We start from the raw sequence: 13,836 nt of genomic DNA, 5'->3' as shown, positions 1-13,836 counted from the left end.
GATTCGTCATGGGAGCCTCGGGCTGGCACTACCGCGCGCCTTATGTCGGCAGCGTCAAAGCAACACACAGGTTCGTCCAGGCGCAACTCCTGTCGACCGGTGACTACCTCTGGCCGTGGGAGACCTTCGATCCGGAGTACGTCGCGCCCGTGCCTCGGCCCAGATCCCTGCCCGACCTCGAAGCCGCCAAGGACTCCGAAAACTTCTGGGACGCCGGCACCCACACCATCCTCGACACCCACGAGATCTCCGAAGCCGACAGCGTGGGCACCATCCGCCCGTTAAGCCCCGCCGAACTCATCGAGGTATTCGGCACCCACCAACCGTCGGCGGCCGACTTCGACCGTGTCTTCCGGCCCGGCCCCTCCGGCTCGCTCGCCGACCTGATGGGCGAACGCTGGACCGGCCGAAGTCTGGTGCTGTACCACAACGGCACCCCCACCGAGGTCTTCTTCTGGGGCTTCTCCGGCGACTGACCTCTGCCGGCTCCTCAGCCACTGGGCGCGCCGCTTTTCCGTCAGGTCGCCCTGTGGTTGAGTTCCCTCATGCTCTACATCTACTTCACGGCCACTTCGGACGACGAAGCCGCGACCGCGCTCGAAGCACCCGAAGGTCCGGCCGCGCTCTTCCCGACGGCCGCGTTCAACGGCATCGACCCGAACATGCAGGTGCCCCGGGCTGAGTCGTTCCTGACGGGGGTCGGCGAGGAGGCGGCCGCCGACAACCCGCGGGCGATGAAGCTGCTCGCGGAAGTCGGCGAGGGCGAGGTTGTGCTCGTCACGCTGACCGACGAATTCCGCGACGCCATCGCCGCCACCGACCAACCCCGCCGCCGCGAACTGGCGGACTTCTGGTCCCACGCCGAAGACCTCGGCGGCGAGGCCAGTGCCGAGGACCTGCTGCCGGTCGTCGACGAACTGGCCGCGCTCGCCAAGCAGGCGAAGCCCACGAACGGGCACCTGTACTGCTACGTCGCGGTCTGACGGTCAGTAGCGCGTGGCGTTCTGCAGCAGCGGCGGGTACACGCCGTGCTCCTGCCCGTTCACGGTCGCGCCCGCGTAGCGCAGCATCGGGGCCATGCCGCGGTTCAGCTCGGCCGGGAAGTTCAGCCGCGGCGCCGAAACCTCGTCCAGCGCGGCGACCTGCTCGGCGCTGAGCTGAAGGTCCAGCGCGGCCAGGTTCTCCGTCAGGTGCTCCACTCGCCGCGGTCCGATCAAGGTCGAAGTGATCCCCGGCCGCCCCTGCACCCACGCCAACGCCACCGCAGCCGGGCTCACGCCCAGCTCCTTCGCGATCCCCACCACCACATCGATCACCCGGAACTGCTCCTCCATCGGTCCTACCCCGAACGCCGCCCCGCGCCGCGTATCGGCAGCCGCACCGTCCCGGGTGTACTTGCCCGACAGGAAGCCGCTCTTCAACGGGCTCCACGGCAGCATTGCCATGCCCGCGTCCTCCGCCAGCGGCAGCAGCTCACCCTCGATCGTGCGCTCCAGCAGCGAGTACTCCATCTGCAACCCGGCCACCGGTGCCCACCCGCGGAACTCCGCGATCGTCTGCGCCTTCGCCGTGAACCACGCCGGAGTGTCGGAGAACCCGACGTAGCGGATCTTGCCGGCCCCGACAAGATCATCGAGCGTCCGCAGCGTCTCCTCGACGGGCGTGTGGCGGTCGTAATTGTGCAAGTAGTAGAGGTCGAGGTAGTCCGTCCCGAGCCGCCGCAGCGAGTCGTCCACCTGGTGCAGAATCGCCTTCCGGCCGGCGCCACCACCGTTGGGGTCACCCGGGTGCAGGTTGACGAAGAACTTCGTCGCCAGCACCATCCGGTCGCGCAGCCCCGGCGTCGCGGCGAGGAAGTCGCCGACGATCTTCTCCGAATGCGTGTTCGTGTAGAAGTTGGCGGTGTCGATGAAGTTGCCGCCGCGGTCGAGGTAGGTCTGCAGGATCCTCTCGGACTCTTCGACGCTGCAGCCGGTGCCGGTGTCCTCGCCGAAGTTCATGGCGCCGAGGCAGAACGGGCTCACGACGAGGCCGGACCGGCCGAGGTGGACGTAGGAATCAAGGCTCACGGGAATTCTCCTGGCTCATCATGGGACTTCGTTGCCGTTCCATGACACCAGCGCCCGGCCCGCCACCGTGAGCCCGAAAGTCGTAGCCTCTTGCCTGATCCTGTCACGATCGCCAGTTGCTCAGGCGGGCGCGGCCGTGGTCGAATCGACCCCGTGTCCCTCTCCGAGCTGCGCACGCTGATCACCCGCCACGCCGGCCGCACCGACCTGCCGGGCGGCCTGATGCTGTCGTGCGAACGCGCGCCCACCGACCCGGCGGCGTCGCTGACCGGCCCGGTGCTCGCCGTCGTCGCGCAGGGCCGCAAACGCATCGGCACGGGCGAGCGCACCTACGAGTACGGCGCCGGCCAGTACCTCGTGGTCACCGTCGACATGCCCGTGACCGGGCACTTCGTGGAGGCCAGCTCCACGGAACCGTTCCTGGGCGCCGGCCTGGTCCTCAAGCCGGAAGCCGTCGCCGCCCTCCTGCTCGAAACGGGCACCACGAACTCGGCCCCGGCCACCCCGTCGGCCATCACGGTGAGCGACGCGCCCGCCGAACTGCTCGACGCGTTCGTCCGCCTGCTGCGGCTGACCGACCACCCGGCCGACCGCCGCGTGCTCGCGCCGCTCATCGAGAAGGAGATCCTCTGGCGCCTCGTCACCGGCGACCAGGGCGCGACCATCCGCCAGATCGGCCTCGCCGACAGCAGCCTTTCGCACGTCGGGCGCGCCATCCGCTGGATCCGCGACCACCACGCGGAGTCCCTGCGCATCGCCGACCTCGCCCGCCTCGCCGCGATGAGCGAGTCGTCCTTCCACCGCCACTTCCGTGCCGTGACGGCCATGACGCCCATCCAGTACCAGAAACACATCCGCCTGCAGGAGGCCCGCCTGCTCCTCCTGTCCCGCACCGACGACGACGTCGCGTCCATCGGCTACGCCGTGGGCTACGACAGCGCGTCGCAGTTCAGCCGCGAATACCGCCGCCAGTTCGGCGTCCCCCCGGGCCAGGACTCGACCCGGCTGCGGGCGGGAATCAGCTAGCCGCCAAGGCGTCGTCCAACGCTTTCGTGATCCGTTTCAGCGACACCGGATACGCCGTCCCCAGGGTCTGGGCGAAGAAGGACACCCGCAGCTCCTCGATCATCCACCGCACCTCCGCCAGCGCGGGCGACGACGTCCCCGGCGGCAGCGCGGCCAGGGCCGACCGGTATTCCTCCGTGATCCACGCGACGTCGGCCGTGCGTTGCAGGTCGCGGGTCGGCTCGGTGGGCAGTTTCTCCAGCCGGCGCGAGATTCCGCGTAGGTAGCGCTCGACATCGCGCAGCCGCGAAGCGCCGGTCTCCGTCACGAAACCGGCGTGGACCAGGCCGGCGAGCTGCGCGCGGAGGTCGGCCAGCGACTCCGCGGGGCCGCGGGTGTCCGGCAGGACCGTCTCCACCTCGATGGCCGCGCGCAGGATCCGCTCGACGTCCGTGAGCACCGCCAGGACGGCCGGGTTCAAGCCCGCACGAACACGATCCAGCAGCACCGCGAAACCGGCCTCGTCCCAGACCGGGCCGCCGGCCGCGGTCATCAGGGAGTCGACCGCGCAGTCGACGCAGTCCTCCAGCAGAGCGGCGACGCTGCCGTGCGGGTTGCGGTTCAGCACGAGCTTGGAGGAATTGGACAACGAGCGGGTGATGAACTTCATCGGCGAGTTCAGGTTCAGCCGCAGCATGCGCCGGGTGCCGGCCCACATCGCGTGCTGCTGTTGCGCCGGGGTGTCCAGCAGGCGGACGGCGACCGACGAACCCTCGTCCACCAGCGCCGGGTACGCCTTGACGTCGTGGCCGCGCTGCGTGGAGGCGAAAACTCGAGGCAGGGAACCGAAAGCAGGCTGGGTGAGGCCCGCCTTCTCGATGCTGTTGGCGGCCTTCGAAATCGTCTCGCGGACCTTCGGGGCGAGACTGAGCTTCAACGCCTCCAGGTCCTTGCCCTCGGCCACCTTGCGGCCGCGGTCGTCGACCACACGGAACGTCACCCGCAGGTGGTCCGGCACGGAAGACAGATCGTAGGCCGACAGCGGCACGTCGACGCGGCGCAGCGTGAACAGCTCGTCGGACAGCACCTCGATCAGCGGACCATCCGAAGGCGACACTCGCGAAAGGACATACGCGGCCGTGTCGGGAGCGGGGACGAAGTTGCGTCGCAAGGCTTTCGGGAGCGACTTGATCAGCGCGGTGACCAGTTCCGAACGCAGGCCCGGCACCTGCCAGTCGAAGCCGTCCGGCGTCACCTGGTTCAGCACGGGCAGCGGGATGTGGACGGTGACACCGTCGGCGTCCGCGCCGGGCTCGAACTGGTAGGTGAGCCCGAAGACCTGCGAGCCCTGCGTCCACGAGTCGGGGTAGTCCGACTCGCGCACGCCGCCCGCGGTCTCGTTGATGAGCATGGACTTCTCGAACGACAGCAGGTCCGGGTCGCCGCGGCGCGCCTTCTTCCACCAGCTGTCGAAGTGGCGCACCGACACCACGTCGGCCGGCACGCGCTGGTCGTAGAACTCGAACAGGGTCTCGTCGTCCACGAGGATGTCGCGGCGGCGGGCGCGGTTCTCCAGGTCCTCGACCTCGTCGAGCAGCGCGCGGTTCTCGGAGAAGAACTGGTGGTTGGTGTGCCAGTCGCCCTCCACCAGCGCGTGGCGGATGAACAGCTCGCGCGAGAGCTCGGGATCGATGCGCCCGTAGTTCACGCGGCGGTCGGCGACGAGCGGCACGCCGTACAGCGTCACCTTCTCCACCGCCATCACCGCGCCTTGCTTGCGCTCCCAGTGCGGCTCCGAATACGACCGCTTCACCACGTGCGCGGCCAGCGGCTCGACCCACTCCGGCTCGATGCGCGCGTTGACGCGCCCCCACAGCCGCGAGGTCTCCACCAGCTCCGCCGACATCACCCAGCGCGGCTGCTTCTTGAACAGCGCCGAGCCCGGGAACACCGAGAACCGCGCCCCGCGCGCGCCGAGGTAGTCGCCCTTGGCCGGGTCCTTGAGGCCGATGTGCGAGAGCAGCCCGGCGATCAGCGACGTGTGCACGTGCTGCGGGTCGGCCGGCGTGGTGCTCAGCGAGATGTCGAGGGGCTTGGCCAGCTGGCGCAGCTGGCTGAAGATGTCCTGCCACTCGCGGATGCGCAGGTAGTTGAGGTACTCGTTGCGGCACAGGCGGCGGAACTGGTTGCCCGTCAACGCCTTCTGCTGCTCGCTCACGTACTCCCACAGGTTGAGGTACGCGAGGAAATCCGACGTCGGGTCGGCGAACCGCGCGTGCTGCTGGTCGGCCGCCTGCTGCTTCTCCGCCGGCCGCTCCCGTGGGTCCTGGATGGACAGTGCCGCGGCGATGATCATCACCTCGCGCACGCACCCGTTGCGCGCGGCTTCCAGCACCATGCGCCCCATCCGCGGGTCCACGGGCAGCTGCGCGAGCTTGCGGCCGATGTCGGTCAACTTCGACGCGTCGTCCACCTCGAACGCGCCGAGCTCCTGCAGCAGCTGCACACCGTCGGCGACCTGGCGGCGGTCCGGCGGCTCCACGAACGGGAACGCGGCCATGTCGCCCAGCCCGAGCGAGGTCATCTGCAGGATCACCGACGCGAGGTTGGTGCGCAGGATCTCCGGGTCGGTGAACTCCGGCCGCGACTCGAAGTCCTCTTCGGAGTACAGCCGGATGCAGATGCCGTCGGACGTGCGGCCGCTGCGGCCCTTGCGCTGGTTGGCCGACGCCTGCGAGATCGCTTCGATCGGCAGCCGCTGCACCTTCGTGCGGTGGCTGTAGCGCGAGATGCGCGCGTTGCCCGGGTCCACCACGTACTTGATGCCCGGCACGGTCAGCGACGTCTCGGCGACGTTGGTCGCCAGCACGATCCGGCGGCCGGTGTGACGCTGGAACACGCGGTGCTGGTCGGCCGACGACAGCCGCGCGTACAGCGGCAGCACCTCGGTGCTCCGCAGGTCGAGGCGGTTGAGCGCATCCGCCGTGTCGCGGATCTCGCGCTCGCCGGAGAGGAACACCAGCACGTCGCCGGGGCCTTCGGCGCTCAGCTCCGCGACGGCGTCGAGGATGCCTTGCGTCTGGTCGCGATCGGGATCGGCCTCGGGGTCGTCGGGGTCGATGATCGGCCGGTAGCGGACCTCGACGGGGTAGGTGCGCCCGGAGACCTCGACGATCGGCGCGTTGTCGAAGTGCTTCGAGAAGCGCTCCGGGTCGATCGTGGCCGAGGTGATGATCACCTTGAGGTCGGGCCGGCGCGGCAGCAGCTGCTTGACGTAGCCGAGGATGAAGTCGATGTTGAGGCTGCGCTCGTGGGCCTCGTCGATGATCAGGGTGTCGTACTGGCGCAGCATCCGGTCGGTCTGGATCTCGGCGAGCAGGATGCCGTCGGTCATCAGCTTCACGAGCGTGTCCTGGCCGGACTGGTCGGTGAAGCGGACCTTGTATCCGACGGCGTCGCCCAGCTCGGTCTTCAGCTCGCTCGCGATGCGGTCGGCGACCGTGCGCGCGGCCAGCCGGCGCGGCTGCGTGTGCCCGATCTGCCCGCGGATGCCGCGGCCGAGCTCGAGGCAGATCTTCGGCAGCTGGGTCGTCTTGCCCGAGCCGGTCTCGCCCGCGACGATCACCACCTGGTTCTCGGCGATCGCCTTGCCGATCTCGTCCTTGAGCTTGCTGACCGGCAGCTCTTCGGGGTACTCGATCTTGGGCACGCTCTCGCGCCGGCGCTGCACGCGCAGCTCGGCGGCGGTCACGTCGGCGGCGATGCGCTCGGCCACGGCTTGCTTGTCGCGTGACCGGCGCGCGCCGTCGAGCCGACGGCGCAGGCGGTGCTCGTCGCGTGACATCAGCTCGGGCAGCCGCGCGCGCAACGCCTCGAGGGGAGATTGAGTGGACATACTTGTGACGAGGATAGCGGTGCGTGACGGGCCTGGCTCCTGAATATGCCCGGGGTCTCCTCACGCCGGCCGCCGGGCCGGCAGCAGCCACGTGAGCCGGTCCGAACGCACCACCGCGAGCGGCCCGATCACGGCCAGGAGCAGCACGTATCCGGCGACGAACGGGGCCACGCGCTCGTCGAGCCCGGCCGCCGCCGCGAGCGTCGCGAGGACCAGCGAGAACTCGCCCCGGGTGAGCACGGTCAGCCCGATGTTCACCCCGGCCTGGCGATCGAAGCCGTGCAGGCGGGCGGCGAACGCGCCGGCCGCGAGGTTGAGCACCAGCGTCAGCACGACGGCCGCCAGCACGGGGACCACGACCGTCCCCACGGCGCCCGGGGCGATCGAGAGGCCGAAGATGAAGAAGAACAGCGCCCCGAACGCATCGCGCAGCGGCAGCACCAGCTTGTGCACGCGGCGCGACCTTCGAGCCGCCGAGCATCATGCCGACCATGAACGCGCCGATCGCGTCGGACACCCCCACCTCCTCGGCGACAGCCGCGCCGAGCACCGCGACGCCGACGAAGCACACGGTGAGCAGCCCGTAGTCGGCCGAACCGAACAACCGCGACACGAGCCCGCCGCCCCAGCGCGCGAGCACGAGCAGGAAGCCCAGCGCCTTGCCGAAGTCGGCGAGCGCCGCGCCGAAGCCGTCGGCGCCGCTGAGCACGGGCTGCAGCAAGGCCAGGTAGAGCGCGAGGAACAGGTCTTCGAGCACGATCACGCCCATGATCAGGCGTGATTCGGGGTTGGCGGTGCGGCGGGTTTCGAGCAGCAGCTTGGTCACGATGGCCGACGACGAGATGCTGATCGCCCCGCGATCACCAGCGCTTCGCGCGTGCCCCAGCCCAGCGTGAACCCGAACGCGAGCCCGCCGCCGACGTTGAGCACCAGGCAGCCCAGCCCCGCCGCGGCCAGCCGTCGGCCGCCGCGCGCGAGGTTGTCGAGCGAGAACTCGAGACCGAGGTAGAACAGCAGGAACACCAGGCCGAGCCCGGCCGGCACGCCGAGCTCGGCGGGGTCGTCCACAAGCGACAACCCGGGCGCGTGCGGGCCGAACACGAAGCCGGCCAGCATGAACAACGGGATCGTCGGCAACCCGATCCGCGCCCCGACGCGCGCGACGACCCCGGCCGCCAGGAACGCACCGCCGACGGCCGGCAAGGCATGCCCGTTGGTCATGGGATACCTCCAACAGCTGAGTACGGGTGAGGGGGTGACGTACTCAGATGGCGGGAGGCGCGCGGGCAGGTGCTTTCGGGTCGGATCGGTGCTCTGCGGTGGTGCTTTTGTCGACGGTCGTGGTGCTCGTCGCGGCCGGGCGCTGGTTTGCTCGTTCTGGCGGCGCGGCGTCCGGGATCGGTTGCGCGGCAACGAAGTGCGGTGACTGCTGGGCGACCAGTGCGGGCTCGGGCCGTGCGCCGGCCCCGTGGGCGCCGGCCCAGGCGCGGCGATCCCGAGGAACAGCAAGGCGGCGGGCAGGACACTGAGGATGGACCGGTGCCGTGGCGCAGCGGCAGCGGTCATCGTGCCGTTAGTTTACCAGCTCTTTAATCTTGCTCGAAGCTCCACAGTGGACGCTCGTTGCGGGAAGTGGCCGGGGCGCCGGTCCCGGCCAGGGTCTGCCGGCGATCCCGGAGGGCGACGTCAGCGCCGGCTGGGACGTTCACCGTCGGGCTGGGGCACTCACTCCGCGTGCCGGAGCCGCCGTGTTCGGACCGGAGCCGAGGATGGGCCTGGAACTCACACTGCCTCAGCTGTGGCTCGACCCGCGCCGGCACCCGAAGGGGCCCTGGACCGCCGACCTCTGAGCCGCCGTCACGCCGAGCGTTCCGCCGCCACCTGCTCCCGGACGGCCGGGATCGTCTCGCTGATGAACACGCGCGACGCCCGGTCGTCCGCGCCGGAGAGGACGAAGGTGTCGAAGCCGCCGGCGAGGGCGAAGTCGGCGAGTTCCGGGGCGGTCGGGGTGGCACCGACGTTGAGGACGCGGCGGATCGACGCCGGGTCGCGGCCGGCGTCGACCGCGGCAGCGTCCACGGCGGAGGCCATGCGGAGGGCTTCTGCGGAGTCGTCGCGGAGGCTGACGACCCAGCCGTCGGCGAGGCGGCCGGTGAGGCGCAGCGCGCGGGGGCCGTACGAGCCGAGCCACAGGCCGATCGGACGCGTCGGCACGGGGCCGGAGTGGGCGCCGGCCAGGGTGTGGAAGCGGCCGTCGAAGCGGAGGTTGTGGTCGCCGCTCCAGATCTTGCGGATGACGGTGATCGCCTCTTCCTCGGCGGCGAGCGCGTCGCCCGGGGCCCGGCGCGGGCCGCCGTACGCGACGATCGCGTCCCAGAACGCGCCGGCGCCCACGGCCAGGTCGAAGCGGCCACCCGAGAGCAGGTCGAGGCTGGCGGCGGCCTTCGCGAGCACGGCGGGGTTGCGCAACGGCAGGTTGGCGACGTCGGGGAACACCCGGATCTTCGTCGTCGCGCCGAGCAACACGCCCATGAGGGAGAAGCTCTCCACGTACCTGCGCTGATACGGGTGGTCCTGCACGGCGAGGTGCTCGAACCCCATCCGCTCCAGCTCGCGCGCGTGCTCGACCAGGGGGTCGGCCGCGTTCGGCACCAGGAAATAGCCCGTCGAGATGTCCCGCCCGAAGTCCGTCACACCCGCCTCAACCACGCCGGACGGGCGGAGATTCCGGCCCCGAAATAACCCGGCGGTAACCTCGGGACCGGACCTTCGGGAGGCACGCGCATGGCCGACTACGACCTGGTGCTGTTCGGCGCCACCGGCTTCACCGGCACGCTCACGGCGGAGTACCTCGCGCGCTCCGCCCCGCCCGGCTGCCGCTGGGCGCTCGCGGGCCGCAACCGCGCCAAGCTCGAAGACCTGCGCACCCGGCTGGCGGCCATCGACGAGCGCCTGGGCACGGTGCCGCTGCTCAGCGCCGACATCGCGGACCCCGACTCGCTGCGCGCGGTCGCCGCGTCGGCGAAGGTCGTGGCGACCACCGTCGGCCCGTACCTGCACTACGGCGAACCGCTCGTCGCCGCGTGCGCCGCCGAGGGCACGGACTACGTCGACCTCACCGGCGAGTCCGAGTTCGTCGACCGCATGTACCTCGCCCACCACGCGAAGGCCGCCGAGACCGGCGCCCGGCTCGTGCACAGCTGCGGCTTCGACTCGATCCCCCACGACCTCGGCGCCTGGTACACCGTGCGGCAGCTGCCGGAGGACGTCCCGCTGCAGGTCGACGGCTACGTCCGCGTCGGCGCCATGCCCTCGGGCGGCACCTTCCTCACGGCGATGACGGCGTTCTCCCGCCAGGCCGCCGCCAACCGCGCGGCCAAGGACCGCGCCGCGGCCGAACCTCCGCCAGCCGGCCGTCGGGTTCGGGTTCCGATCGGCAGCCCGCACCGCGTACCCGGCACCGGCCAGTGGGCCGTCCCGCTGCCGACGATCGACCCCCAGGTCGTGGGCCACTCGGCGCGGGCCTCCGCGCGCTACGGCCCGGACTTCCGCTACCGCCACTTCGCGGCCTTCTCCGGCTTGCCGTCGGTGGCGGCCGCGACAGCCGGCGCGGGCGCACTGTTCGCCGCCGCCCAGCTGACCCCCGCGCGCGACGCGTTGTCGAAGCTCCTCGCCCCAGGCCAGGGCCCAAGCCTGGCCCGCCGGGCGAAGTCCTGGTTCTCCGTCCGCTTCATCGGCTCAGGCGGCGGCCACCACGTGACCACCGAAGTCTCAGGCGGCGACCCCGGCTACGACGAGACCGCGAAGATGCTGGCGGAATCGGCCCTGTGCCTGGCTTTCGACGAGTTGCCTGCGACTGCCGGCCAAGTCACCACGGCGACGGCGATGGGTGACGCGCTGATCGAGCGGCTGATGCGGGCGGGGATGGGGTTCCGGACTTTGTAATTCACAATCCTTTGTAGACTCCTATTGGTCCACAAAGGACGTTCAGACTACTCGCCGCCGTCTCCTTCACTCCGGACACAACAGTTTCCCGCTCACCGGAACCCTGTACCACCCTCCGGGCACCAGCTCCCGCCAGCCTGCCCGCCATCCGCGAAAACCCGATCTACCCCCTTGCCGCCAGGATCACCCGCGGTTATCGTTGCGCTACGCCGCAGCAGCACCGGAGTCGTGATTGCCCTGGGAGACCAGGGAATTCCCGGCTTCGTCCGCCTTGCCCACCTGTCATGGTCCCGCCCTGACTTACCTGCGGAAAGGGAATTCTCCCATGCGCAAGACGATGCGGCCTGCTCTCGTTGCCGGTCTCACCGTGGCGTCGGCCCTCACCGTCGTCCTGGCCACCCCCGCCCTCTCCACGGCCGCCCCGGCGCCCGCGTCCCTCAGCAGTGCGGCGTCCGTCCTCGCCTCCGGCGGCGATCTCGCCTCGCCGGAGAAAAAGGACATCGCGATGCAGCTGGTCTCCAGCGCGGAGAACTCGAGCCTCGACTGGAAGGCCCAGTACAGCTACATCGAGGACATCGGCGACGGCCGCGGCTACACCGCCGGCATCATCGGCTTCTGCTCGGGCACCGGCGACATGCTCGAGCTCGTGGAGGCCTACACCAACTCCGTGCCGAACAACCCGCTGGCGAAGTACCTGCCGGCGCTGCGGAACGTCAACGGCACCGACTCCCACTCCGGCCTCGGCCAGGCGTTCGTGGACGCGTGGAAGGCCGCGGCGAAGACGTCGCAGTTCCAGGCCGCGCAGAACAGCGAGCGCGACCGCGTGTACTTCAACCCGTCGGTGAACCAGGCGAAGTCCGACGGTCTCGGCGCGCTGGGCCAGTTCATCTACTACGACGCCATCGTGATGCACGGCCCGGGCAACAGCTCTGACAGCTTCGGCGGCATCCGCAACTCCGCAATCAAAAAGGCCAAGCCGCCGTCACAGGGCGGCAACGAGAGCACCTACCTCAAGGCGTTCCTCGACGCCCGCAAGGTGATCATGAAGCAGGAAGAAGCCCACGCCGACACCTCGCGCGTGGACACCGAACAGCTCGTGTTCCTCAACGCGGGCAACCTCGACCTCCACACGCCCCTGAAGTGGAAGGTCTACGGCGACTCCTACCAGATCAACTGAGCCCGAAACCCGGGCCGCCGATTCCCCGCGGCGTCCCGGGTTCGTGCCGTAAGCTCGCGCCCCATGAGAACCGTTCTGGGGACGCTGGTCTGTGTCGCGCTGGGTACGCTCGCCACCGCCGCACCGGCTTCGCCCGCGCAGGATTCCGCGCCGAATCCCCCGCTGGCCTACCACGGTTCCGCCGGCCAGATGGTCACGGTCACCGCCCCGAAACCGTCCTCGACCACCGCGACGCTCATCGCCTGGCAGCGCAAGGGTTCCCAGTGGGTCCGGGCTCTCGGACCCTTCCCGGCGTTCGTCGGCACACAGGGCATCGGCGAAGCGAGCGAAACGACGTCGCGCACGCCCGCCGGCGTCTGGACGCTCACCGAAGCGTTCGGCATCCAGCCCACCAACGGCACCCGGCTGCCCTACCGCCAGGTGACCGGCCACGACTGGTGGGTCTCCGACGTCAAGTCGCCCCACTACAACACGCACTACTCGTGCGCGCCCGGCACCTGCCCGTTCAACGAGGCGGCCGGCGAAGACCTCGGCAAGGCCGGTCCCGTCTACGACCACGCCACCGTGATCGACTACAACCGCTCGCCCGCGGTGCCGGGCAAGGGTTCGGCGTTCTTCCTGCACGTCTCGTCGGGTAAACCGACGGCGGGCTGCGTGTCCATCCCGGGCGCGGACCTCGACGCCGTGATGCGCTGGCTCGACCCGGCCGGGCATCCCGTGATCAACATCGGGATCAGTCCACAGTAGACTAAACGAGCTCGTCGGCGGGCCGGGTGTTGATCACGCGGTCCGCGGTGAGACCGACCTTTTCGGCGCGCGCGCACCCGTAGACCTGCCAGTCGAGCTGGCCGGGTGCGTGCGCGTCGCTGTCGATGGCGAACTCGCAGCCCAGCTCCACGGCCATCCGCAGCAACGGCATGGGCGGATCGAGCCGCTCCGGGCGCGAGTTGATCTCCACCGCCACGCCGTTTTCCCGGCAGGCGGTGAACACCTTCTCGGCGTCGAACGTCGACGGCGGCCGCGCCCGAGGTCCGCGCACCAGCCGGCCGGTGCAGTGGCCGAGCACGCGCACGTGCGGGTTCGCGACGGCCGCCAGCAGCCGCGGCGTCAGCTCACGCGACGGCATGCGCAGTTTCGAGTGCACGCTGGCGACCACGAAATCCAGCCGCTCCAGCAAGTCGGCACGCTGGTCGAGCGCGCCGTCGTCGAGGATGTCGACCTCGATGCCGTGCAGCAACCGGAACGGCGCGAGTTCGGAGTTGACGCGCGCGACCTCGTCCATCTGCTTGCGCAGCCGCTCGGGCGAAAGACCGTTGGCCACGGTCAGGCGCGGCGAGTGGTCGGTGAGCACGATCCACTCGTGGCCGAGGTCGCGCGCGGCCTCGGCCATCTCCTGGATCGGGCTGCCGCCGTCGGACCAGTCGGAGTGCGTGTGGCAGTCGCCGCGCAGCGCGGCGCGCAGCTCGCCGCCGTCGGGCAGATCGGCTTCGGCGACCTTCGCCGCGTACGCGGGCACACGGCCGAGCCACGCGTCCTCGATGACCCCGGCCGTGGCCTTGCCGATGCCCTTGAGCGCCTGCAGCGTGCCCGAGCGCACGCGGCTCTCCAGCTCTTCCTGCGACAGGTGGTCGACCACCGCCGCGGCCTGCCGGAAGGCGCGGACGCGGTAGGTCGGCTCAGCCGCGCGTTCGAGCTGGAACGCGATGTCGCGCAGTGCGCGTGCCGGGTCCATGCGTCCTGTTCTA

General features: G+C 70.3%; 10 protein-coding genes and 1 pseudogene. 6 read left to right on the top strand and 5 right to left on the bottom strand.

Going from position 1 to position 13,836, the window contains the following annotated elements; genetic code table 11:
• Positions 1 to 8 precede the first annotated feature (8 nt).
• Together QRX50_RS21090 and QRX50_RS21085 are read left to right on the top strand one after the other, a co-directional pair.
• Positions 9 to 476: a hypothetical protein gene (locus tag QRX50_RS21090; protein WP_285973632.1), complete on the top strand. Its 468-nt coding sequence runs from the start codon at positions 9 to 11 to the stop codon at positions 474 to 476.
• A gap of 69 nt (positions 477 to 545) precedes the next feature.
• Positions 546 to 983 carry a hypothetical protein gene (locus QRX50_RS21085; protein WP_285973631.1) on the top strand — a complete coding sequence of 146 codons (438 nt, stop codon included), beginning with the start codon at positions 546 to 548 and terminating at the stop codon, positions 981 to 983.
• A 3-nt stretch (positions 984 to 986) separates the two neighbouring features.
• Here the strand turns inward: QRX50_RS21085 and QRX50_RS21080 are convergent, their stop codons facing one another.
• Positions 987 to 2,069, bottom strand: coding sequence for an aldo/keto reductase (locus QRX50_RS21080; RefSeq protein ID WP_285973630.1), 1,083 nt, complete (start codon positions 2,067 to 2,069; stop codon positions 987 to 989).
• Between the two features lie 153 nt (positions 2,070 to 2,222).
• Here QRX50_RS21080 and QRX50_RS21075 point away from each other — a divergent pair, with 153 nt between their 5' ends.
• Complete coding sequence (locus QRX50_RS21075; RefSeq protein ID WP_285973629.1) at positions 2,223 to 3,095, top strand: AraC family transcriptional regulator; 873 nt, start codon at positions 2,223 to 2,225, stop codon at positions 3,093 to 3,095.
• Here the strand turns inward: QRX50_RS21075 and hrpA are convergent.
• The 3 genes and pseudogenes from hrpA to QRX50_RS21060 form a co-directional block, all read right to left on the bottom strand.
• Positions 3,088 to 6,918, bottom strand: coding sequence for an ATP-dependent RNA helicase HrpA (gene hrpA / locus QRX50_RS21070; protein WP_434533352.1), 3,831 nt, complete (start codon positions 6,916 to 6,918; stop codon positions 3,088 to 3,090). The two genes, QRX50_RS21075 and hrpA, sit on opposite strands and share 8 nt — an antisense overlap.
• A gap of 111 nt (positions 6,919 to 7,029) precedes the next feature.
• Positions 7,030 to 8,190: pseudogene (locus QRX50_RS21065) on the bottom strand (cation:proton antiporter).
• A 636-nt stretch (positions 8,191 to 8,826) separates the two neighbouring features.
• A complete protein-coding gene (locus tag QRX50_RS21060; RefSeq protein ID WP_285973627.1) occupies positions 8,827 to 9,663 on the bottom strand; it encodes an LLM class flavin-dependent oxidoreductase in 837 nt (278 codons plus the stop codon).
• A 90-nt stretch (positions 9,664 to 9,753) separates the two neighbouring features.
• Here QRX50_RS21060 and QRX50_RS21055 point away from each other — a divergent pair, with 90 nt between their 5' ends.
• The 3 genes from QRX50_RS21055 (at position 9,754) to QRX50_RS21045 (ending at position 12,838) form a co-directional block, all read left to right on the top strand.
• Positions 9,754 to 10,914, top strand: a complete 1,161-nt coding sequence (locus QRX50_RS21055) for a saccharopine dehydrogenase family protein (RefSeq protein ID WP_285973626.1) — start codon at positions 9,754 to 9,756, stop codon at positions 10,912 to 10,914.
• 325 nt (positions 10,915 to 11,239) lie between these two features.
• Positions 11,240 to 12,091 (top strand): chitosanase, encoded by an 852-nt coding sequence (locus QRX50_RS21050; protein WP_285973625.1) that lies wholly within the window; start codon positions 11,240 to 11,242, stop codon positions 12,089 to 12,091.
• Positions 12,092 to 12,154: 63 nt separating this feature from the next.
• Positions 12,155 to 12,838 carry a L,D-transpeptidase family protein gene (locus QRX50_RS21045; protein WP_285973624.1) on the top strand — a complete coding sequence of 228 codons (684 nt, stop codon included), beginning with the start codon at positions 12,155 to 12,157 and terminating at the stop codon, positions 12,836 to 12,838.
• Between the two features lies 1 nt (position 12,839).
• Here the strand turns inward: QRX50_RS21045 and QRX50_RS21040 are convergent, their stop codons facing one another.
• Positions 12,840 to 13,823, bottom strand: coding sequence for a PHP domain-containing protein (locus QRX50_RS21040; RefSeq protein ID WP_285973623.1), 984 nt, complete (start codon positions 13,821 to 13,823; stop codon positions 12,840 to 12,842).
• Positions 13,824 to 13,836 lie beyond the last annotated feature (13 nt).

It is taken from the genome of Amycolatopsis sp. 2-15, assembly GCF_030285625.1.
In the GTDB taxonomy this organism is placed as follows: Bacteria; Actinomycetota; Actinomycetes; order Mycobacteriales; family Pseudonocardiaceae; genus Amycolatopsis; species Amycolatopsis carbonis.
Note: the sequence above shows the minus strand (reverse complement) of the source record. Positions and strands in the feature narration are given on the sequence as shown.